The 21768-nt window shown below is 62.7% G+C and carries 15 protein-coding genes; 9 read left to right on the top strand and 6 right to left on the bottom strand.

The window, feature by feature from the left end; genetic code table 11:
- The first annotated feature begins 57 nt into the window (after window positions 1-57).
- The 3 genes from DKK67_RS06975 to parE all read left to right on the top strand — a co-directional run bounded on the left by DKK67_RS06975 (window position 58) and on the right by parE (window position 5152).
- On the top strand, window positions 58-2631 hold the full coding sequence (locus DKK67_RS06975; RefSeq protein WP_111495667.1) for a S8 family peptidase: 2574 nt from the start codon (window positions 58-60) through the stop codon (window positions 2629-2631).
- Window positions 2628-3092: a protease complex subunit PrcB family protein gene (locus DKK67_RS06980; RefSeq protein ID WP_111495668.1), complete on the top strand. Its 465-nt coding sequence runs from the start codon at window positions 2628-2630 to the stop codon at window positions 3090-3092. The genes DKK67_RS06975 and DKK67_RS06980 overlap by 4 nt, the downstream gene beginning before the upstream one ends.
- 164 nt (window positions 3093-3256) lie before the next feature.
- Entirely contained in the window at window positions 3257-5152 is a 1896-nt protein-coding gene (parE, locus tag DKK67_RS06985) for a DNA topoisomerase IV subunit B (protein ID WP_111495669.1), read from the top strand.
- Window positions 5153-5351: 199 nt separating this feature from the next.
- Here the strand turns inward: parE and DKK67_RS06990 are convergent, their stop codons facing one another.
- Window positions 5352-6617: an EAL domain-containing protein gene (locus tag DKK67_RS06990; protein ID WP_111495670.1), complete on the bottom strand. Its 1266-nt coding sequence runs from the start codon at window positions 6615-6617 to the stop codon at window positions 5352-5354.
- A gap of 616 nt (window positions 6618-7233) precedes the next feature.
- Between DKK67_RS06990 and DKK67_RS06995 the strand changes: the two genes are divergently transcribed.
- Window positions 7234-7788, top strand: a complete 555-nt coding sequence (locus DKK67_RS06995; protein WP_111495671.1) for a cytochrome b — start codon at window positions 7234-7236, stop codon at window positions 7786-7788.
- A 76-nt stretch (window positions 7789-7864) separates the two neighbouring features.
- Window positions 7865-8458: a YceI family protein gene (locus DKK67_RS07000; protein WP_111495672.1), complete on the top strand. Its 594-nt coding sequence runs from the start codon at window positions 7865-7867 to the stop codon at window positions 8456-8458.
- Between the two features lie 235 nt (window positions 8459-8693).
- Here DKK67_RS07000 and DKK67_RS07005 read toward each other — a convergent pair whose 3' ends face one another.
- Both DKK67_RS07005 and DKK67_RS07010 read right to left on the bottom strand, forming a co-directional pair.
- Entirely contained in the window at window positions 8694-10331 is a 1638-nt protein-coding gene (locus DKK67_RS07005; RefSeq protein ID WP_111495673.1) for a methyl-accepting chemotaxis protein, read from the bottom strand.
- A gap of 112 nt (window positions 10332-10443) precedes the next feature.
- Window positions 10444-10683: a hypothetical protein gene (locus tag DKK67_RS07010; RefSeq protein WP_228160530.1), complete on the bottom strand. Its 240-nt coding sequence runs from the start codon at window positions 10681-10683 to the stop codon at window positions 10444-10446.
- Window positions 10684-11043: 360 nt separating this feature from the next.
- On the opposite strand from DKK67_RS07010, the gene parC reads away from it, so the two are divergent.
- On the top strand, window positions 11044-13344 hold the full coding sequence (gene parC, locus DKK67_RS07015) for a DNA topoisomerase IV subunit A (protein ID WP_111495674.1): 2301 nt from the start codon (window positions 11044-11046) through the stop codon (window positions 13342-13344).
- Complete coding sequence (gene serB, locus DKK67_RS07020) at window positions 13337-14569, top strand: phosphoserine phosphatase SerB (RefSeq protein ID WP_111495675.1); 1233 nt, start codon at window positions 13337-13339, stop codon at window positions 14567-14569. Before parC ends, serB begins: the two co-directional genes overlap by 8 nt.
- A 114-nt stretch (window positions 14570-14683) precedes the next feature.
- Here serB and DKK67_RS07025 read toward each other — a convergent pair whose 3' ends face one another.
- From DKK67_RS07025 to epmB, 3 genes are all read right to left on the bottom strand, one after another.
- On the bottom strand, window positions 14684-16768 hold the full coding sequence (locus tag DKK67_RS07025) for an EAL domain-containing response regulator (RefSeq protein ID WP_111495676.1): 2085 nt from the start codon (window positions 16766-16768) through the stop codon (window positions 14684-14686).
- Window positions 16769-16927: 159 nt separating this feature from the next.
- Window positions 16928-18733 carry a GTPase gene (locus DKK67_RS07030; protein ID WP_111495677.1) on the bottom strand — a complete coding sequence of 602 codons (1806 nt, stop codon included), beginning with the start codon at window positions 18731-18733 and terminating at the stop codon, window positions 16928-16930.
- Window positions 18734-19045: 312 nt separating this feature from the next.
- Window positions 19046-20077 carry an EF-P beta-lysylation protein EpmB gene (gene epmB, locus DKK67_RS07035; protein ID WP_111495678.1) on the bottom strand — a complete coding sequence of 344 codons (1032 nt, stop codon included), beginning with the start codon at window positions 20075-20077 and terminating at the stop codon, window positions 19046-19048.
- Window positions 20078-20122: 45 nt separating this feature from the next.
- Here epmB and efp point away from each other — a divergent pair, with 45 nt between their 5' ends.
- Complete coding sequence (gene efp / locus DKK67_RS07040) at window positions 20123-20698, top strand: elongation factor P (RefSeq protein WP_111495679.1); 576 nt, start codon at window positions 20123-20125, stop codon at window positions 20696-20698.
- Between the two features lie 87 nt (window positions 20699-20785).
- A complete protein-coding gene (gene epmA, locus DKK67_RS07045) occupies window positions 20786-21766 on the top strand; it encodes an EF-P lysine aminoacylase EpmA (RefSeq protein ID WP_111495680.1) in 981 nt (326 codons plus the stop codon).
- The last annotated feature ends 2 nt before the right edge of the window (window positions 21767-21768 follow it).

Raw genomic sequence — 21768 nt, forward strand, 5'->3', positions numbered from 1 at the left:
AAGTGGGTTGGCGATGTCGTACCCGCCTGGCAGGGTTGTATCCAAAAGGAGGTCGGTTTGCTGGAAGGTTCTGAAAAACCTCGTCTGGGGGCGCTGCTGATCGCGTTGACTCTGGCCGGTTGCGGCGGAGGAGGTGGAGGAGGCAGTGACGACGACGACCGGGTCAGTGGCGTGATCGAGATTGAATCCCGCACGCGCATCGATGCCGATACCGCCGATGATTTCTTCAACGGCAGCGCGGTGCGCAACGATACGGACGCCCAGTCGCTCCCCAGCCCGGTGATCCTGGCCGGCTACCTGAGTGTCGGGTCCGGGATCTACAGCGGCCGCCCCACGGATTATTTCCAGGACCAGCGCGATCGCTATCAACTGACCCTGGCGGAGGACCAGATCCTGACGATCCGGGCGTTTGCGGTGAATGGGGCCAGCGCCGCAGGAACGCCGACGGCCGAAGTGGCCCTGGACGGTCGGCAGATCGACACCCTGACGCCCGCCGCCGCGCTGACCCTGGCGCCGGACGCCGGCGAGGGGCTCTATGAGCTGGACTTGCGGGCCATGACCGGCGGGCCGATGCGGTATGTGGTCTATGTCAGCGCCATGGGGTCCGGTACCACGGTCACCCTGGCGCAGTCGGAGCCGGACTGGGTGCCCGGCGAGGCCATTGTCACCATGGCGTCGCCCGCCGATGTCCAGGCCCTGTCGACTTCCGCCGATGCCATGGGCAGCGGCCAGCGGCGGGAGCTCGCCCGTGGTATCTGGCATTTCCGCCAGGGCGAAACCAGCGCTCTGCGTTCCCTGTCGACAACCGACCAGCGCAAGGGGCAAACGCTGGACTGGATCCGCGAACTGCGCGAGACGCCCGGTGTCCTCGCGGCCGAGCCCAACTACCGCTATCGGGCACAGGTGGTCAACACCCTCAATGATCCGCTCTACCCCTCGCAACAGTGGCATTACCAGGCGATCAACCTGCCCACCGCCTGGCAGGCACTGGGCAACCCGGGCCTGGGTGCCCGTGTGGCGGTGCTCGACACCGGGCTGTTCAGCGAAACCCCGGCGGTCGGCGGCAACTGGCACCCGGATCTGGACAATGGCAGCGGCCAGAACGTGGAGGTGCTGGCGCAATCCGATTTTGTGTCGGACGATGACGACAACGAAAGCGGCCCCGACGGTAACCCGGCCACGCCCGGCAATGACGACGGGCCCAGCTTTCACGGCACCCACGTGGCGGGCACCATCGCCGCCCTGGACAACAACCTGGGTGGCGTCGGCGTTGCGCCGCAGGCCACGTTGCTGCCGATCCGCGTTCTCGATAGCAGCGGGGCCGGCACCTCGCAGGACCTGATCAACGCCATCAGTTATCTGGCCAACCTGCCGGCGGCGCAGCGGCCGGACGTCATCAACCTCAGTCTGGCGGGGCTGGGGCCGTCGTCGGCGCTGGAATCGGTGATCAACACCGCCAGCAACCGGGGCATCCTGGTGGTGGCCGCGGCGGGCAACCAGGGGGCCAGCGAGCCGGTTTACCCGGCGGCGTTCGACCGGGTGCTGGCCGTTGGGGCGGTGGATGGCGGCAATCGGCGGGCGAGTTACTCCAGTTTCGGGAGCTGGCTCGATCTGGTGGCGCCGGGCGGTGATGTGACCCGGGACGGCAACAGTGACGGCCAGCCGGACGCCATCTACAGTGCCTGGGGCAGCCAGTCGGGCACCCGCTTCCAGCCGGCCTATGCCGGGCTTACCGGTACCTCCATGGCGGCGCCCCACGTTGCCGGCGTGCTGGCGCTGATGCGAAGTGTCGACGGGAATCTCACCCTGGACGCGGTGCGGGAGTATCTGAGACGCGGCGAACTGACCGACTCCCTGGGCAACGCCACGGAATACGGTGCCGGGCTGATCAATGCCCTGAAAGCCGTGGATGCGGCCTCCAATGGCAACCTCGGGACCTTTCTTTCCGCCTATCCCAGCGGCTTCCAGTTCGATGGTTCGGTGACCGAGGCCCGCGTGATGTTGAGCCAGGTGCCGGCGGACAGCACGGTCGACTCGATCAACGTGGATAACCCGCAGCCGGAGTGGCTGACCATCTCGGAAAACCCGGTTTCTGGAGGCGTCGAACTGGTGGCGCAGGTGACCGACTTGGCTGCTGCTGAGCAGGCCAGCGTGACGGTTAGTTACACGAGTGGGAGCGAGGATCAGTCGCTGGTCCTTCCAGTCAATGTGCAACTGGGCGATCCCGAGGCATCGCGGGACGCCGGGCGCCACTACATTCTGCTGGACGACGCCAATGACGACTCCGTCGGCTTCCAGGTGGCCGTGCAGTCGGTCAATGGCCGTTACACCTTCTCGTTTGCCGATGTACCGGATGGTGAGTACTTGCTGCGAGCCGGAACCGACATGGACAATAATGGCGTGATCTGCGAGCCGGGCGAAGCCTGTGCCGAGTACCCGACGGTGGGGCTGCCGCAGGTCATCGTCAAGCAGGGCAGCAGTGTGTCCGGACTGACCATGACCACCAGCTTCCAGCGACCGGTGCTGGGCGCGTCGGACCTGCCTCGCACCGGCTTTGACGGGTATTCCCTCAACCGCAAGACGGACGCCAGCCAGGCAACGGATGCGGCGACCAAGGAGGTGGCGCAATGAAATGGCAATCGATCGGATTGGTGATGGGACTGACCCTGGCGGGTTGCTCGGCGCATTCATCGGGGGACGGGGCCGCCCGCGTGGAAAGCCTGGCCAGCCATGCCCATTGCGGCCTGCCAGCGCCCGGTGTGATCCTGGCGCAGGACGCGGCGCACTGGGAACAGCTGCGCTCGCAGGCCGGCGTTGAGCTGCCGTCCTGGCCGGCCGACGGCGATCGCTGGCTGCTGGTGGCATCGCTGGGGCAGCAGACGACGGCCGGGCATGCCGTGACCCTGGCCCAGGCAACCCAGGATGGCGATACGCTGACGCTGCACGTGAACGTCAAACATCCTGAGCCGGGTGCAATGGCGGCACAGGTGATGACGACCCCCTGTCTGGTGACGGCGATTCCGGCGGACGGCTGGCAACAGGTCACCGTCAGTGGTGATGCGCCATTCCCGGTGACGCGCCCGCATCCATGAGAGATACGCTCTTGAGCCGGCAACAAAAGAACCGTTGATCTTTATCCCCGAATCCCTAAGCTATGGGCGGTATTCAGGAACCTTGCCCGCCGTGGCCGGCGACAGCCTGTCCGGGGCGAGGTTCGTTTCGCCCGAAGTCGTTGAGTGAGAGCCACAGCCCCCTTATGAGCCAGAAAGATTACAACGCCGACGCGATTGAAGTTCTCAGCGGTCTGGATCCGGTGCGCAAGCGCCCGGGGATGTACACGGACACGTCGCGGCCGAATCATCTGGCCCAGGAAGTCATCGACAACAGCGTGGACGAAGCGCTGGCCGGTTTCGCCAAGCGCATCGATGTGGTGCTCCACGCCGACGGTTCGCTCAGCGTTGAGGACGACGGCCGTGGTATGCCGGTAGACGTCCACAGGGAGCACGGCGTACCGGGCGTGGAGCTGATCCTGACCCGGTTGCACGCGGGCGGCAAGTTCTCCAAGGGCAACTACAATTTCTCCGGTGGTCTGCACGGGGTGGGGGTCTCGGTGGTCAACGCGCTGTCGACCCACCTGGAAGTGTCCATCAAACGCGACGGCCAGCTGCATCGCATGACCTTTGCGAACGGCGACAAGACCAGCGACCTGGCGGTTGTGGATACGGTGGGCAAACGAAACACCGGTACGCGCCTGCTGTTTACACCCGACGAAAGCTACTTCGACAGCCCCAAATTCTCGGTCAGTCGCCTGCGCCACAACCTGCGCGCCAAGGCGGTGCTGTGTCCGGGGCTGACCGTCACCTTCCGCCAGGAAAGCTCCGGCGAAAAAGACGAGTGGTGCTACGAAGACGGCCTGCGCGACTATCTGCGCTCGGCCCTGGCCGACATCGAACTGCTGCCCACCGAGCCGTTCACAGGCCGCATGTCCGGTAATACCGAAGAGGTGGACTGGGCTATCCAGTGGCTGCCGGAAGACGGCGAAGCGGTGATGGAAAGTTACGTCAACCTGATTCCCACCGCCCAGGGCGGCACTCACGTTAACGGCCTGCGCACCGGCCTGCTTGAGGCCATGCGCGAGTTCTGCGAGTTCCGCAATCTGCTGCCGAGAGGGGTGCGCCTGTCGCCGGAGGACATCTGGGACCGCTGCGCCTACGTTCTGTCCTTCAAGATGCAGGATCCGCAATTCTCCGGCCAGACCAAGGAGCGCCTGTCGTCCCGGGAAGCGGCCGCCTTTGTCTCCGGCGTGGTGAAGGACGCCTTCAGTCTCTGGCTGAACCAGCACACCGACGTCGCCGAGGCCCTGGCGGAGCTGTTTATCAGCAACGCCCAGCGCCGCCTCAAGGCCAGCCGCAAGGTGGCCCGCAAGAAGGTCACCCAGGGGCCGGCGCTGCCCGGCAAACTGGCGGACTGCGCGGGTGCTGATGCCAATCGCGCCGAACTGTTCCTGGTGGAAGGGGATTCGGCCGGTGGCTCCGCCAAGCAGGCCAGGGATCGCGAATTCCAGGCGGTGATGCCCCTGCGGGGTAAGATCCTCAACACCTGGGAAGTGGATTCCGGCGAGATCCTGGCGTCCCAGGAAGTGCACGATATCGCCGTGGCCATCGGTGTGGATCCGGGGTCCGACAAGCTCGAGGGGCTGCGCTATAACAAGATCTGCATTCTGGCGGACGCGGATTCGGACGGGCTGCACATCGCCACACTGCTGTGCGCGCTGTTCGTCAAGCACTTCCGCCCGCTGGTCGCCGCCGGCCACGTGTTCGTCGCCATGCCGCCGCTGTACCGGGTGGATCTGGGCAAGGAAACCTTCTACGCCCTGGACGAGCACGAGAAGCAGGGCATCCTCGACCGCATCGAGGCGGAGAAGCGCAGGGGCAAGATCTCCGTCACCCGCTTCAAGGGGCTGGGTGAGATGAATCCGCTGCAACTGCGTGAGACCACCATGGCGCCGGACACCCGTCGCCTGGTGATGCTGACCCTGGACGACAACGACGGCACCGATGAGCGCATGGACATGCTGCTGGGCAAGAAACGCGCGTCGGATCGTCGTTCCTGGCTGGAAACCTACGGCAATATGGCGGACGTGCCGGTCTGACGAGTGTGCGGGGAGTCGGCGGAAAGCCGACTGCTCGCAGGATATTCCCTCAATAAAGCACCCCTTGTGGGCTGCTCCGAAGCTAAAGCTTCGGCTACACTATTCTATGCTCTGACATCTATGGATGTAGCAGAAGCTCTAGCTTCTGTGGCGCCGCCCAAGCGCCAGATCCCCCGTGAGCCCTCGAACCGTTAACCCCTCAGTGCGCCAGGATATCGCAGCACAGCACCGTGGTGGTTGAACCCAGTTGGAAAGCAAGGGACAGCGTCACGCACATGTAGGCGCCGGTCACCGACAGATAAGGGCGGGTGATCTGCAGCTGTCCGGGCTGGCCCAGTGCCTGGCGCAGATAGTGCTGACGGAACCAGTCGGCGTTGGCGGTATTCTCCAGCGGGCGGAAGCGCGGGTCGAAGCACTCGATCAGGTAATCCGACCGCAGCGTATCCTCGTTCTGCACGCCCTGGTCATCGATCAGGTAGCAGCGCGATACGCTGTGGTGTCCGGTCAGGGAGCGGCAGGCGTCGGCGAAAGTCCGTCCGGCCTGGAGTTCTCCGGCGGCGGCAATGAACAGCGGTTCGAAGAAGCCGGACAGCTCATGACTCGGGTCCATCTCGTTGCGGCTGCTGCGCTTGTAGTCGGTCAGCAGTTCGTCCAGATCGGTGGCGGAGCGAATCACCTCGTCCAGCTCCAGGTCCGGCCGCCGGAAGTAGAAACCCTGCACGAAATCCGCGCCGGCATCGATGGCGATCAGTGCCTGGCTGCGGGTTTCCACGCCTTCCAGCAGTACCAGGCAGCCTGACTGGTGCAGCAGGGAGACGATGCCCTTGAGTATCTGCCGTGCGCGCTTGTCGTCGGTGGCCCGGGCCAGGAGCTGTCGATCCAGCTTGACGATGTCCGGGGACAGGTTCCAGATCCTTTCGAAATTGGAGTGGCCGGCGCCGAAGTCGTCGATGGCAGTCAGGCAGCCGAGCTGTTTGTAGTAGTTGACGGTTTCCCGTAGCTGGTCGGCATCGTCGGTGGGCTGCTCGACGATTTCCACCACGACGCGGTGCGAGGGGAAACCGATGCGCGAGAGCAACTGGCCGAAGAAGGAATCCCGGCGCCGGCCGGCCACCACCTGGGGGGAGACGTTGAGGAACAGCCAGTTCACGTCGTCGGGCAGGGCGGCGAAGTTACGGATATGCAGGTAGCGGCAGAGCCGGTCGAGCAGTACGTTCTCGGGGGCGTTATCCGGCAATTGGAACAGGTGCAGCGGCAGCACGCTGGCGTTGTCCGTGTCGAAGGCGCGGATCAGGGCTTCGTAGCCGACAATGCGTTTGTGGGAAATGCTGAAAATCGGCTGCAGCGCGGTGCGCAGCGTGAGTCCCTGGAATTCCGCTGTCCAGCCGTCGGGCTGCTGGGAAAGCATGGGAGTCAGGAAGTCCAGCTCCGGCTCGGTGCTGGTGTGGGGTACGCTCGTCGACATCGAATCTACTGCACGAGTTAAAAACAGCCGGTACCAGCGACGATCAGGACCGAAACGCCTTTATTCGATCCCTGGTACGGGCGGCTTCTGAACAAATAAAGATGACCATTTGTTCAGGTACAGAAGAATGCCAAAGAACGTCAGGCGTTACCAGAGGCAAACGCAAAATGCGATTAAACAGTCAGCCTGCGAACCATTAGCGGGCCGCGATGACTTCAGCCATAAGAGGCTGCCACGATCGGGTCCGGTGTCGGACCGTCAATCAGTTGTTGCTCGGGATGACGATATCTTCGTCGAACTCGACTTCCATGATAAGTGCTCCTGGGTGCGTCTCGGCCCTGCCTGACGGCAGGATGTCAATAGAGCTTTACTATCCTGTTAATGAGCGTAGGCAACAATCAGTAGAACCCGTATTCGACGATGGTGGAGTGCCCGTGGCACAAGGCGTCAGCGGTGGATCGCCCGGACTGCTTATTCAAAAAATCTGATGGAGGCGTGCAGAAGATTTTAGTTGGCCGAAGACGTTGAGCTACCTAGACTTGGAGAAATCAAGTTCGGCGGTGATCTGGGTGAAGACGCCGCCGGCGCAAACGGATTTGATGGAGACGGCAAGGTCATGGCAGTACCGATGAAGAACAGCCCGGAGCGTTTCGGCTGGGTGACGATTCTGATGCACTGGATTGTTGCCGTTGCGGTTTTCGGGTTGTTCGGGCTGGGGCTGTATATGGTTGACCTGACCTACTACGATGCCTGGTACCGGGAAGCGCCTCATATCCACAAGAGCATCGGCATCCTGCTGTTTGCCCTGATGCTGGTGCGGGCCTTCTGGAGTCTGCTTTCTCCGCCGCCACACAGCCTGCCTTCGCACAAGCGCTGGGAAAAGGTCAGCGCGCACGCTGCCCACATCCTGATGTACCTGCTGGTCTTCACGGTTCTGGTGACGGGTTACCTGATTCCCACGGCGGACGGGTCCGGTATCGATGTCTTCAACTGGTTTACCGTGCCCTCGATCACGGGGCAGCAAAAAGGACTGGAAGATGTGGCCGGCAGCATCCACTACTGGGCAGCCTGGGCGCTGGTGGTCCTGGCGGCCGTGCATGCTCTGGGCGCCGTCAAGCATCATGTCATTGACCGGGATGCAACGTTGAAACGCATGCTGGGGCAGGGCTGACGCTCGCCGGTGGTCCGCAATTCAGATTCAAGCAAGCCAATAAAGCGCCCTGCGGGGCAAGACAAGGAGAGACTCTATGTTCAAGAAACTGGCGATTTCATCAGCGGTGTCCATGGCGGTGCTGGCCGGAGGCGTGCAGGCCGCGGAGGAAGACGGCACCTACGCGTTCGATACCAAGGGCGCACACCAGTTCATCATGTTCAAGATTTCGCACCTGGGCTACAGCCACCTGTACGGTCGTTTCAACGATTTTGACGGACAGTTCACCTACGACAGCGCCAACCCCGCCAACAGTTCCGTGGAAGTGACCATCGATACCGCCAGCGTTGATTCCAACCATGCCGAGCGGGACAAGCACCTGCGCAGCGATGACTTCCTGTCGGTCGACGACTTCCCGCAGGCGACGTTCAAGAGCAAACGCATCGTCATGGATGATGACGACAAGGGCGAGGCTGACATCGTGGGTGACCTGACCCTGCGCGGCGTGACCAGGGAAATCACCCTGGATGCCGAGATGATCGGCCACGGTGAGGACCCATGGGGCGGCTACCGTATGGGTTTCGAGGCCGAGACTGAGTTGCGCCTGAAGGACTTCGGTATCCCGATGGATCTGGGGCCTCAGTCCAGCACCGTCGACATCATCATCTCGGTGGAAGGCATTCGCCAGTAACCCCGGAAATGAGTGCCGAGACCCCCTCGCGCCACGGGGATACGAGGGGGTAGATGACAAAACATCGCCTGGTTTATGATGGCGATGTTTTGTCACTTTCAGGGTACCGCTATGGAGCGCGCGAGGCGCAATCGATCACTCCGGTTCATCACGCTCAGCATGTCTCTGCTCCTGTTGGCGCTGACGGTTGCCAACACCTACGGCATCGCCACCTGAGCCGGTTCCCGTCAGTCTCTCACACCCGATAGCGTCCGACCTGCGTATTCAGGGTCTGGGCGTGTCCCGCCAGAAGTTCGCTGATCTGGTTGATCTCCACCGAGCGCTCGTCGCTGTTCTGCGCCAGATCGTGGATGCGCGTGATGCTGCGATTGATCTCGTCCACTACCTGGGTCTGTTCCTCGGTGGCCGACGCCACACTGGCGTTGATGTCGCTGATGCTGTTCATGGCCGTGAGGATGGAGCCCAGTTCGTTTTCCGCCTCGGTGGAGAGCTTCACTGTCTGCTCCGCCTGCTGATTGCCGGTTTCCATCACTGAGACAATGTCCGCCACGCCGTTCTGCAGCGTGCTGATCATGGTCTGGATGTCAGAAGTGGACTCCTGGGTGCGTTGGGCCAGCGTGCGCACTTCGTCGGCGACGACCGCAAAGCCCCGCCCCTGCTCGCCGGCCCGGGCCGCTTCGATGGCAGCATTGAGGGCCAGCAGGTTGGTCTGCTCGGCGATGCCGCGGATCACATCCAGCACCGAGGTGATGTTGTCCGAATCCGAGGACAGCTTGCGGATAACGCCGACCGCCGTCTCGATCTGATCGGACAGACGATTCACCTCCTCCGACGCATTCTTGATGATGCGCGCGCCGGATTCTGTGTTGCTCTGGGCGCTGCGCGTCACGTCGGCGGCGTTACCGGCGTTGCCAGCCACTTCCTCGATGGCACTCTGCATCTGGTTGATGGCGGTGGCCACCTGGGTAATGGCGTCGGTTTGCTGGGTGATGCCCTCGCGGTTTTCCGAAGCGGCCTTGTCCAGTTTCTCCGCGCCTTCGCGGAGATCCGTGGACAATGACTTGATCTCGCGAACCATGCCTTGAAGGTTACTGATGACGGCGTTGAAACTGGTGGCCAGGCGGCCGAGGTCGTCGTCCAGCTCGACTGGCACGCGATTGGAGAGATCGCCTTCGCCTTCGGCGATGTCATCGAGCCGGGTGCGGAGCTGATTGATGGAGCCGATGATCAGTCGTGTGGCCACGAAGAAAATCAGCGCGCTGATGGCCAATACCGCCAGCGTCACCACGACGGTGGCGGTCATGCTCTGGTAGCCTTCTGCGGTGGCTTCCTCGGCGGTCAGGACCGCGTTCTGGTCGGCAAAGGCGCCGGCGACGTCGTAATAGGTACGCAGGGATTCAAATAAGGGCAGGACCTGCTCGGCCATGGCGCTGCGTGCCGCCTGCAACTGGCCCTGTTCCACCATCGAGTTCACGGCATCGGCTTCGGCCTTCCAGTCGCGATAGGCGGCTTCGAAGCCCTGCAGCTCCTGGTCGACGCCGTCCTCGGCCAACAGCTCGCGGACGGTGCCCATGCGCTCGATGGCCTGAGTGGCGTTCTCCTCGAAGCCCGCCAGGAACCCGCTGATATCGTCTCCGGCCTGGGCGGCGAAGATCAGGTTCTGTTGCGCGGTGTAGGCCTGGTAAAGGTCGCGGTCCGCGTTCAGGGCGGCGCTGACCGAAGGAACGTAGTTATGGGCAACGCGATCCGTGTCGTTGACCAGTCCTTGTGTTGTCATCAGGTTAACAACGCCAAGGACCACAATGGCGATGGCTGTCAGCGCAAAAGGCAATACGATCTTGGTCTTCAGACCAAGTTTACGGATCAGGTTCATTCTTGTTCTCCCCGTCACTGCTGGTGGGACTCAATGTCAGGATAGCAGCTGCCCGGAGAGGTGCGGGGGATTGAGGCGGGGAAGGGCGTTAAGAAGGTGCGACGGCGTCGACTCAGTGGTTCTGTGCACGCTGGCACTGGCAAAGACGATACTGGCGAAACAGCTGCCCGCTCAGGACAACCAGCCAGATCAGCAGGCCCGCGTACAGGTAGGCGTCGGCCAGGTGCCAGTCGCCGCTGATGGCGAACTCGACCAGGAGCATCAGCATCATGGCCAGCGCCGCATTGACGGTTGCTGCCAGGATGGAGCGGCCCAGGGCCCGGAGTGCCAGTTTCAGCGTTTGTGTCTGCATAGAATGACGAACACCTTCTCTAGTAGACGACGCGTCCGCTGCGCCCGATGTGTTGGGGGATCACGGTGTCGGGGGATCACATCGCCCGTTCCGGTCGGTGGCCATGCCCGTGATCGGAACAGCTCGACGCCAACCACGAACCGAGAATAAAGAGCACCCCGCACCCCCTCCATTCGTGGATTCCGCTATTCCATCTGCGGATTGGCAAGCAAAATGGGGCAGGGGTTGGTGTGTGAGGCGCGGCCTTTCTATAATGGCCGCTTGCTGTAGGGAAGGGCCGGCACCGGATCCGGAAATTCCCGTATCAGGCCGTCTCAGCAGACCGGCCTGACCGAAAAACTTCCAGGAAAAGGGGCCAATATGGCTGAATTTCAGACGACCGACGAAGGGTTCGAGCGCGTTTCGCTGCGGGATTACACCGAAAAGGCGTATCTCGACTATTCCATGTACGTCATTCTCGATCGCGCACTGCCGCACGTGGGCGACGGTCTGAAGCCGGTCCAGCGCCGCATTATTTACGCCATGTCCGAGTTGGGACTGAAGGCGACGGCCAAGTACAAGAAGTCCGCCCGAACCGTCGGCGACGTGCTGGGTAAATTCCACCCGCACGGTGACAGCGCCTGCTACGAAGCCATGGTGCTGATGGCGCAGCCATTTTCCTATCGCTATCCGCTGATCGACGGCCAGGGCAACTGGGGCTCACCGGACGACCCCAAATCCTTCGCCGCGATGCGATACACCGAATCCCGTCTGGCGCCGTTCTCCGAAGTGCTGCTCAGTGAGCTGGGCCAGGGGACCGTGGACTGGGTACCCAACTTTGACGGCACCCTGGACGAACCGGCCAGCCTGCCGGCGCGCCTGCCCCACGTGCTGCTCAACGGCACCACCGGCATCGCCGTCGGCATGGCCACGGACATTCCGCCGCATAATGTGCGCGAGGTCACCGCGGCCTGTATCCGCCTGCTGGATGCGCCGGAGACGACGATCGAGCAGCTCGGCGAGCACATCAAGGGGCCGGATTTCCCGACCCGTGCGGAGATCATCACGCCGCGCAGCGACATCCGGAAGATGTACGAGACCGGTCGCGGCTCCCTGCGTATGCGGGCCAGGTGGTCCCGGGAAAACGGCGAGATCGTGGTGACGGAGCTGCCGCACCAGGTGTCCGGCGCCCGGGTGCTGGAACAGATCGCCCAGCAGATGCAGGGTAAGAAGCTGCCCATGGTGGCGGACCTGCGTGATGAGTCCGATCACGAGAACCCGACGCGGCTGGTGATCGTGCCTCGTTCCAACCGGGTCGACCTGGACGGCCTGATGACGCACCTGTTCGCCAGTACCGACCTGGAGAAGACCTACCGGGTCAACCTCAACATGATCGGTATCGACGGTCGCCCGCAGGTCAAGGATCTGCGCACGCTGCTGACCGAGTGGCTGAGCTATCGCACCACGACGGTCCGGCGCCGGCTGCAGCACCGCCTCGACAAGGTGCTGTCGCGCCTGCATATCCTGGAAGGCCTGCTGGTCGCGTTCCTGAACATCGATGAAGTCATCGAGATTATCCGCTACGAGGACAAGCCCAAGGACGAACTGATCCGGCGCTTTGGCCTGAGTCCCGAGCAGGCTGAAGCCATCCTCGAACTGAAACTGCGCCACCTGGCCAAGCTCGAGGAAATGAAGATCAAGGGCGAGCAGGAGGAACTGTCCCAGGAGCGGGATCACCTGCAGTCCATCCTGGGCTCGGAGGACAAGTTGCGCGACCTGATCAAGTCCGAACTCCAGGCCGACGCCGAGACCTTTGGCGATGAGCGCCGTTCGCCCATCGTCGAGCGCGAGGAAGCCCGGGCCTTCAGTGACGTGGATCTGGTGTCCAACGACCCGGTGACCGTTGTCCTGTCCGAGAAAGGCTGGGTGCGGGCTGCCAAAGGGCACGACATTGACCCCAACGGGCTCAGCTTCAAGGCCGGCGATCGCTTTGCCCTGGCTGCCCGGGGGCGCAACAACGAGCAGGCGGTGTTCCTGGATTCCACCGGGCGGGCCTATGCGTTGCTGGCTCATACGCTGCCATCCGCCCGGGGGCAGGGCGAGCCATTGACGGGGCGTATCAACCCGCCGTCCGGCGCGGGTTTTGCGGGCCTGTTGATGGGGGATCCGAAGCAGCGGGTGCTGTTTGTCACCGACGGTGGCTACGGTTTCGTCAGCCAGTTGGAAAACCTGATCAGCAAGAACCGCAACGGTAAGGCGGTGGTCTCGGTGCCCAAGGGCGCGCGGATCATGCCGCCGGTGGAGGTGCCGGAAGGGGATGATCTGCACCTTGCAGCGATCACCAACGAAGGGCGGATGCTGGTCTTCCCGCTCGAAGAACTGCCGGAGCTGGCCAAGGGCAAGGGCAACAAGATCATCAGCATACCGTCCGCGCGCGTACAGACGCGTGAGGAACTGGTGGTCGCCGTGGGCGTGTTCTCGCCGGCCGATCAGCTGGTGATCCAGGCGGGCAAGCGCAAGATGACCCTGCAGTTCGGCGACCTCGAACATTACCAGGGCGAACGTGGCCGGCGTGGGCACAAGCTGCCGCGCGGGCTGCAACGGGTTGAGTCCCTGGAAGTCGTTCGCGCCACGCCGGATGCCCCGGCTGGCGACGAGCAAGGAGCCGACGACAGTGAGTGAGCTGGTCCTGATCAATGTGTCCGGCCGTGACAAGCCGGGGCTGACCTCCGAGATTACCGGGATCATGGGGCGCTACGACGTACGCATCCTGGATATCGGTCAGGCGGTGATCCACGATCACCTGACCTGGGGGATCCTGGCGGAGATTCCCGAGGAGGCGAACGCGCCTCACGTGATCCGCGACCTGTTGTTCCGGCTTCACGCGCTGGACCTGCAGGTGCATTTCGCGCCGATCACCGAAGAGGAATACCAGCAGTGGGCGGCGGGCCGTAACCGGGCCTGTTACATCGTCACGCTGCTGGCGCGCGACATCCAGGCGGAGCATATCGCCCGGGTTTCGGAGATCACCGCGCGGCACGGTCTCAACATCGACAACATCAGTCGCCTGTCGGCGCGCCCGTCGTTGAACCGGGCGGACAATCGTCTGGCTTGCGTTGAGTTCTCGGTCCGCGGCACGCCCAGCGATCTGGAGGCGTTGCGTACGGACTTCCTCAAGATTGCCGGCGAGCTGAATGTTGATATCGCGTTCCAGGAGGATTCCATTTTCCGCCGCAACCGTCGTCTGGTGGTGTTCGATATGGACTCCACTCTGATCGAGGCGGAGGTCATCGACGAACTGGCCCGGGAAGCCGGCGTTGGCGATCAGGTGGCCGAGATCACCGAGCGGGCCATGCGTGGCGAACTGGACTTCAGCGAGAGCTTTGCTGAGCGTCTGGCGCTGTTGAAGGGGCTGGACGAGGCGGTGCTGGAAGGCATCGCCGCGCGCCTGAAAATGACCGAGGGCGCAGAGCACCTGATCCGTACGCTCAAAGCCCTGGGATACCGCACCGCCATCCTGTCCGGTGGCTTTACCTACTTCGCCCGGTTCCTGCAGGCGCGATTGGGGATCGACTTCGTTCACGCCAACGAGCTGGCTATCGAGAACGGGAAGGTGACCGGAGAGGTATCGGGCCAGATCGTGGATGGCAAGCGTAAGGCGGAGCTGCTGCTGGAAATCGCCGAACGGGAAGGGGTGTCGCCGGAACAGGTGATTGCCGTTGGAGACGGCGCCAACGACCTGCCGATGCTGAGTCAGGCCGGTCTGGGCGTGGCGTTCCGCGCCAAGCCGCTGGTGAAGGAATCGGCGCGCCATTCGATTTCGACGCTGGGACTGGATGCGATTCTCTACCTGATCGGCTTCCGCGAAAGCGATACGGTGCACGCGGTTAAGGCATCGGGCTCCTAGGTCAGACGGGTCAACCCCAATAAAAAGGCCGCCGAAACGTCCGTTTCGGCGGCCTTTGCGATGCGAACCGGGGGATCTGGCTAGATCCAGGCGCCGGTCGCAATGCGGGGACTTCTACTGGTCCCCGAAGTCGTAATCCATTTCCGGAACCGGCGCCTGCAGGTAGTAACCCTGGATGTAGTTCACACCTGCCTGCCACAGGGTGGCCAGCACCGAGGCGTTCTCCACCAGCGGGATGATGGTCAGCTTGCCGCTGCTCTGCAGGGAGGCAACCATTTCCTTGACCTCTTCCTTCACGTCCTCGTTCTTCTGGATTTCCTCGGTGAAGGAGCCGTCGATCTTCACGTAGTCCACGTCCACGTGCTTGAGCGTGTTGAACGGGTTCAGCGCGCAGCCGAACTGGCAGATCGAGACCTTGCAGTGCAGCTCGCGCAGGGACTTGGCAAACTCCCGCGCCGGCTTCATGTAATTGTTGGCGTCGCCTTCGCGGATCTGGAAGATCAGCGAGTCGCCCGGCAGGCGTGCGGCCTTGAGGGCGACACTGAGCCAGGGCGTAAACGTCCTGTCCTGGATGGTTTCGGCGGTCACGTTCAGGAACAGCCGCGTGTCGTGGCCCTTGGAGCGATGGCTGGCCAGGTGCTTGATGGTCTTGAGGATCACCCAGCGATCGATCTTGCTGGCCATGTCGGACGGGCCGGCTGGTGGCAGGAAGTCGTAGGGGGAGACTTCCCCGTCGTCCTTGTCGAGCATGCGCACGAACGCTTCGTAGTGCTCTTCGCCTTCGCCGCGCAGGTTGATGATCGGCTGGAACAGCAGGCGGAAGCGGTCCTCTTCCAGGGCCTTCTGGATGGCTTCCACTGAATTGTTGTCGTTGAGCGACTCGTACACGGCCGGGTTGTAGACCAGCACGCCGTTACCGTTCTCGTGTCCTTCCAGCTTGCGCACTTCCGACGATGCGGTGTGGGCCCGGCCCAGCAGGTCCGGCGCCTTGGGCGCGTTCTCGGTGATGGCCGCAATACCGATGCTGACGGTGACCTGGACCGTTTTGCCGGAGACTTCGAACAGGTGGTCTTCGATGGCCTTGCGGATGGATTCGCAGATTTCCGCCATGCGGGTTTCCTGGCAGGGCAGGGCCAGCAGGCAGAAGGCGTCGTCGCTGAGCCGCGCGAGGGTCATCTCGTCGTCCACCTTGTCACGCAGCATGCTGGCCACGTCGCCCAGCATCAGGTCGGCACCGGCGATGCCCACCTGGCTGCGTACCTGCATGAAGTTGTCCAGGGCAATGTAGGCCAGTCCGCCGGTCTCGTTGGTTTCACCGGCGGTGACGATCACCCGGCCCAACTCGTCCATCAGGTGCTGACGGTTGTAGAGGCCGGTCAGCAGATCCTGGGTGCTGATCTGCTTGAGCTTTTCTTCCAGCTCGGCGTTGTCCTGTTCCGGCTGTACCACGATCTGGGTACAGGGCTCGCCGTCGTATGTGGCTGCGGACACCTTCATGACAATCTTCAGTTCGGTGCCGTCACTGCGCTTGGCGATGCAGTTCAGGGCCATGCCGTCTTCCTTGTGCTCGGCGAAGGCCTTCATGAAAATCTTGTAGTCCTCGTGACTGGACGACGCCAGTGTGTCGAGGGCCGGAATGCAGATCATCTCGTCGATGTCGTCGTAGCCAAAGAAGTCCATGTAGGACTGGTTGGCATAGATGTGCATGCCGTCGTTGATGTAAGCGATGGCGTCTTTGGAGCTTTCCAGCAGTAGTTGGCAGCGCTGCTCGGACTCGCGCAGGTGCGATTCCAGAACCCGCCGCTGGCGGCGCGCTTCCAGGCTGGCCAGCTCCCGGTTCACCGTCAGCATGATCATTTCCCGATGACCTTCCGGCACGGCGGCCTGGGCGCCCATCCTCATGACGGCGACTGTCCGGTCGTGGTCCGGCTCCGGCGAGATCAGAATGCAGGGAATGTCCTTGTCGAGGCGTTTGACCAGGGCCAGCGCCGAGTCCGGGGAGACTTCCTGCTCAATGTCCCGGGCCAGCATCAGATCCCAGTTGCTGGTGCGCAGCGCTTCTTCGAGGTCTTCCTCGGAGGTGACCCGATGGGCCCGCGTGGCGTGTCCGGAGTTTCTCAGCAGGCTAACCAGGGTTTCGGCGTCGTTCTGGGAAGGGTCGAGGATCAGCAGATGAACCGTCGCTTTCTTCTTCTGCATTCGTAAACCATCTCGCACAGCTCATCCTCCCACAGCGGAAAGCGGGAGGATTGGAATGGATTCGGGTGTCGCATCGCTATTATGCCTGAATCAGAGTCAGAGCATAGCGATGCGGGCATCCGATTTGCCAGTTTAGACCGGCGTCACAGACTGTGAAGCTTACAGGGAAGGCCAGAGAGAGTCGAATTCATCCTCGCTGGTGCCGGACGCGGGGCCTGACGACGAACGCGGCTCCGATGGGGTGTTCGGTGTCTGCAGGCGCAGCTCGAACTGGCTGATGCTCCCGGTCGCGGACACCCGCTTCGACAGCTGCCCATTGTCCTCGCGATCACCCTGGCGCAGCACGATGCGGCTACCCTGCTGGAACGGCAGGCGTGGCGTGACCAGTGTCGGTGGCTGGCCGATGACCGCGACTTCCGGCAGCAGCAGGCCGCGCAGGAATTCGCTGCTGTTGCCAACCTTCTGGATCAGCCGGACGCCGCAGGGAGTGGCGCTCGGTGCCAGCAGTTCAATCCCGATCTGGGTGCCTTGCTGACGCAGCTGTCGAATCCAGCGAACCACCGCCACGCTCCAGGGGTGCTTGGGTTGCTCGCGGATGGCGAGCAGCTCACCGGCCTGGAGGGATGGCGGCATGTCGCCCGACCAACTGATGCAGTATCCGCCGGGGCTGGTGTTGACCAGCGGGGTCCGATAGGTGCGGGGGCGCTTGCTGGCTTCTTCGGTCTCCCGGGAACCGCCGGCGCCGCGGAAGGTGATGGGGGCGTCGGAGGCAGAGCGGAAATCGCCGGACGGGGACGCGTCATGGGCGTCTGCCCAGGCGTCGTTACGTCGTCGCGCCTGGCGGAGGAAATAGTTGTGGGCATCGTCCGACGGGCTTTCGCCGGTGGCTACGAACGTTTTGAACGACACTTCACCGGCGATGTAGTAATGGGCCGCGGAAAGACCCACGGCGACTTCCAGCTCGCCCTTGGTCTCAATGCGTTTGTAGTTGCGCTTGGTCAGCACGCCAAAGGCCTGGGAAAGGTGCGTCAGCAGGTTGTCCGACACGGCCGCCGGCAGGGGGAGGTTCGCTTCGGTCGTCTTGTTCTTGCTGCTGCGGTTGTGCAGGACCTCGTTGATCTCTTCCGACAGGGCGACGGTATCCAGGCCGTAGCAATCGTCGGTGATGTCGTTGGCATCGACCAGGCTGGTGTAGATGGGGGCCGCGTCGCGTTCCATGTTGATCAGGAACTGGTTGCCGGCAACGTCGGATGAGCTTAGTTGTACCCGGTCCGCCCACGACTCGAACAGCTCGAAAACCTGGGTCAGCTCGCTCTGGCGTAACTGGTTGGCACGAGCGCAGCCCAGCAGCAGCAGTCGGGTGTAGGCTTCGGCCACCGTGCTGCCATCGTGGTGCTTCAGGGTGTCGTCGCCGACGGCGATATCGTGCAGGCGATGGGTCCGGCTGAAACGGAACACGCGATGGCACTCGAGCCAGCTGCGGGCCGGGCTCGGGCAGTAAAGCTGGTGCGCCCGCAGTATCGTGTACCCCAGGTCGCTGATAATGCGATGGCAGGCGGTGGCAACGGTCTGGCGATTCCGGTCGAGGGCTCCAGCGTCTACCAGTTCGGTCAGGGTGGTCTTGTAACCGTTGGCCAGGTGGAGCTGCAGTGCCTGGGACAGGTTGGCAATCTTGCGCTGTTTGTCCGGCAGGGCGATGGCCAGGCCGAGATAGTGCCGCGACAGTTCCTGGCACACGAAGTTGATGCGCGGCCGGATCTGCTCCAGCAACTGGAGTCGCTGCTGGGGCGGAATGATCAACTGATTCAGCTCAATGATGGCGTGATAGAGCTGGCGCGACGTTTCACCAATGTTGGCAACCGGCAAGGCGCGGACCCACCGCCCGAACGCCTTGGGCGTCGCATCACAGAAAGACAGGTTGGCTATTTTCTGCTCGGGCAATGTCAGTTCGGGTTTTGACGTCATACCGTCTGTCCGGCTCCCTGCCTCGGGCGGTTGTTGTTTTTCAGCATCCCTGGTGGCGTCTTGGCGCTGGCGTTTGCTCTTCGATGAGCGACGCGAAAAAGGACGAAAAGTCATATCTTTATACACCTCGCCCTGACTTTAAAATAGCAAAGGCTTTGCAGAAAGCCAGAATGTCCCAAGTTGACATTGTTTGACAAAAAAGTGGCGTTCGGTGTCCCGGAATGGCTTTTTCTGGCCCGTCATGACGTATTTCTTGACGCTTTTGCCGATCCGGGCATTTTAGCCCGGATCGGCAAAAAGGGGCGTCGCTGACTACAGGTCAAGGGGCGTTTTGCTCGTTTTTCCGGGAATCTCACGGACCAGTTTCGGCACGAGAAATCCGGGCAGTCTCTCCAGTAGCTCACGGGCAATCTGGCGCGCGCGCTCGTCGCTGACGTCGAAGTGGGCGGCACCGGCGACCGGATCAAAGGCATGCAGATAGTAGGGCAGGATGCCGGCATCGAACAGGGTTTCACTGAGCTCGGCGAGAATTTCCGGGCGGTCGTTGACGCCTTGCAGAATGACGCTCTGGTTGAGCAGCGTTACACCGATATCGCGCAGTCGCGCCATGGCATCCCGCACGGCATCGTCGATTTCCCGCGGGTGGTTGATGTGGACCACCATCACGGTTTGCAGGCGCGTCCGTGACAGCCACTCGAGCAGGCGATCATCAACCCGTTGTGGAATCACCACCGGTAGCCGGGAATGGATGCGCAGCCGGCGCAGGTGGGGGATGGCCGTCAGGTCGTCGGCCCAGGCGGCAAGTCGATTGTCGTTGACCGCCAGCGGATCGCCGCCGCTGAAGATGACTTCGTTGATCTCCGGGCTCTCGCGCAGACTGGTCAGCGCTTCGACGCGGGCGTCCGGCGACAATCGGTTCTCGCCGTAGGGGAAATGGCGACGGAAACAGTAGCGGCAATTAATGGCACAGGTGCCGGTTACCATCAGCAGGGCGCGGCTTTGGTATTTGCGAATCAACCCCTGCTGTTGCATGTGGCTGGATTCGTCCAGGGGGTCGCTGACGAAACCGTCCCGCGAATGGATTTCCGCTTCCAGTGGCAGCACCTGGCGCAGCAACGGATCGTCCGGATTGCCGTATTCGATCCGTGACAGATAAGGGCGCGGCACGCGCAGCCCGAACAGTCGGTCGCCGGCGTGAGCGCCGGGGAGCAGGTCGCCGGGTAGCCCCAGTTCCTGCAACAGCGCCTGGGGATTATTGACCGCCCGGGCCAGCTCCTGTTGCCAGGTCAAAGTGGGTTGCCGAAGATCACGGGCTTCTACCGGGGTGGGGGTTCGCTGTATCATGAGCCCCTTTGATTTCCCAACAGCACTATTTCAGGTGAGATTTTCATGGCTTCGTATTCTACCAATGAATTCCGCGGTGGTCTTAAGGTTTTGCTGGATGGCGATCCCTGCATCATGCTCGAGAATGAGTTCGTCAAGCCGGGCAAAGGTCAGGCCTTCAACCGCGTCAAGCTCCGCAACCTTATGACCAACCGGGTCTGGGAGCGCACCTTCAAATCCGGTGAGAGCCTCGAAGCGGCGGACGTCATGGACCAGGAGATGGAGTATCTCTACACCGACGGCGAATTCTGGCACTTCATGGCCACCGACGGCTCCTTCGAACAGCATCCGGCGGACGAGAAAGCCGTTGGCGATACGTTGAAATGGCTCAAGGAGCAGGACGTCTACACGGTTACCCTGTACAACGGCGCGCCGCTGACCGTGACCCCGCCCAATTTTGTCGAGCTGGAAGTGGTCGATACCGATCCGGGCATGAAAGGCGACACCGCTCAGGGCGGCTCCAAGCCGGCGACCCTGTCCACGGGCGCGGTTGTGAACGTTCCTCTGTTCATCACCATTGGCGAAGTACTCAAGGTCGATACCCGCAGTGGTGAGTACGTCAGCCGGGTCAAAACCAACTGATCCGCCCTGTCGGCGCATGCGGTTTCCTGCGGGAAGCCGCGTCGCCGGTTGATCTCAGACCTTCCTCGAATCTTGAACCCGCACGACATGACTGATTCCCCATCCTGGCCACCGACCGCGTCCCTGCGGGCGCTGCGCGAGCGTGCGCGACTGCTGGCTCATGTCCGCCAGTTCTTCGCCGAGCGCGCTGTGCTGGAAGTGGAGACCCCCGTGTTGGCCCGCCACGGCGTGTCCGACCTGCATCTCGATTGCGTCACCGCCCGATTGTTGCCGGTAGCCGGCTGTGGTGGCGGCGAGGCTTTTTTGCAGACCTCGCCCGAGTACCACATGAAACGCCTGCTGGCGGCGGGGAGCGGGCCGATCTACCAGGTTTTCCGGGCGTTTCGCGACGGTGAGCGGGGGGTGCGTCACAATCCCGAGTTCTCGTTGCTGGAGTGGTATCGCCCGGATTTCGATGATCAGGCCCTGATGGATGAGGTAGCGGCTCTGGTGTGCGGCTGGCTCGACCTGCCGGAGCCGGAACGCCTGACCTACCGCGAGGCCTTCCTGCGTTATGCGGGGCTGGATCCGTTTACCGTGAGCCTGATCGAACTTCGGGGCCGGGTGGCGGCGTTGGCGGGTGACGCGGCATTCGCCGACTCACTGGATCGCGACGCCTGCCTCGATGTGATCATGACGCACCAGGTGGAACCTGCACTGGAAAGCGTGCCGGCGGTGTTCATTCACGATTATCCGGCCAGTCAGGCGGCCCTGGCGCGGGTGCGGGACGTGGACGGTCATCGGGTGGCGCATCGTTTCGAGCTTTACCTGGATGGCCTTGAATTGTGTAACGGCTATTGGGAACTGACCGACGCCGACGAGCAGCGCCGGCGTTTCGAGGCGGACAACGCTTTGCGCCGGCAGCATGGCAAGCCGGAGATGGCTCTGGATGAGGCGCTGCTGGCGGCGCTGGCGGCGGGTATGCCGGATTGTGCCGGGGTGGCGCTGGGGCTGGATCGTCTGCTGATGCGGGCCCTGGGGGCCCGCGATATCAGTGATGTGCTGGCGTTTCCGATCGAGCGGGCCTGAGT

This window comes from Marinobacter bohaiensis (genome assembly GCF_003258515.1).
In the GTDB taxonomy this organism is placed as follows: domain Bacteria; phylum Pseudomonadota; class Gammaproteobacteria; order Pseudomonadales; family Oleiphilaceae; genus Marinobacter_A; species Marinobacter_A bohaiensis.

What these genes read in the sequence shown, in the direction of transcription:
- DKK67_RS07000 (WP_111495672.1), top strand. Translation starts at nt 7,865, where the DNA reads ATGTTCAAGAAACTGGCGATTTCATCAGCGGTGTCCATGGCGGTGCTG.
- DKK67_RS07005 (WP_111495673.1), bottom strand. Translation starts at nt 10,331, where the DNA reads ATGAACCTGATCCGTAAACTTGGTCTGAAGACCAAGATCGTATTGCCT.
- DKK67_RS07025 (WP_111495676.1), bottom strand. Translation starts at nt 16,768, where the DNA reads ATGCAGAAGAAGAAAGCGACGGTTCATCTGCTGATCCTCGACCCTTCC.
- efp (WP_111495679.1), top strand. Translation starts at nt 20,123, where the DNA reads ATGGCTTCGTATTCTACCAATGAATTCCGCGGTGGTCTTAAGGTTTTG.
- DKK67_RS06990 (WP_111495670.1), bottom strand. Translation starts at nt 6,617, where the DNA reads ATGTCGACGAGCGTACCCCACACCAGCACCGAGCCGGAGCTGGACTTC.
- DKK67_RS06995 (WP_111495671.1), top strand. Translation starts at nt 7,234, where the DNA reads ATGGCAGTACCGATGAAGAACAGCCCGGAGCGTTTCGGCTGGGTGACG.
- DKK67_RS07010 (WP_228160530.1), bottom strand. Translation starts at nt 10,683, where the DNA reads ATGCAGACACAAACGCTGAAACTGGCACTCCGGGCCCTGGGCCGCTCC.
- epmB (WP_111495678.1), bottom strand. Translation starts at nt 20,077, where the DNA reads ATGATACAGCGAACCCCCACCCCGGTAGAAGCCCGTGATCTTCGGCAA.
- parE (WP_111495669.1), top strand. Translation starts at nt 3,257, where the DNA reads ATGAGCCAGAAAGATTACAACGCCGACGCGATTGAAGTTCTCAGCGGT.
- parC (WP_111495674.1), top strand. Translation starts at nt 11,044, where the DNA reads ATGGCTGAATTTCAGACGACCGACGAAGGGTTCGAGCGCGTTTCGCTG.
- epmA (WP_111495680.1), top strand. Translation starts at nt 20,786, where the DNA reads ATGACTGATTCCCCATCCTGGCCACCGACCGCGTCCCTGCGGGCGCTG.
- DKK67_RS07030 (WP_111495677.1), bottom strand. Translation starts at nt 18,733, where the DNA reads ATGACGTCAAAACCCGAACTGACATTGCCCGAGCAGAAAATAGCCAAC.
- DKK67_RS06980 (WP_111495668.1), top strand. Translation starts at nt 2,628, where the DNA reads ATGAAATGGCAATCGATCGGATTGGTGATGGGACTGACCCTGGCGGGT.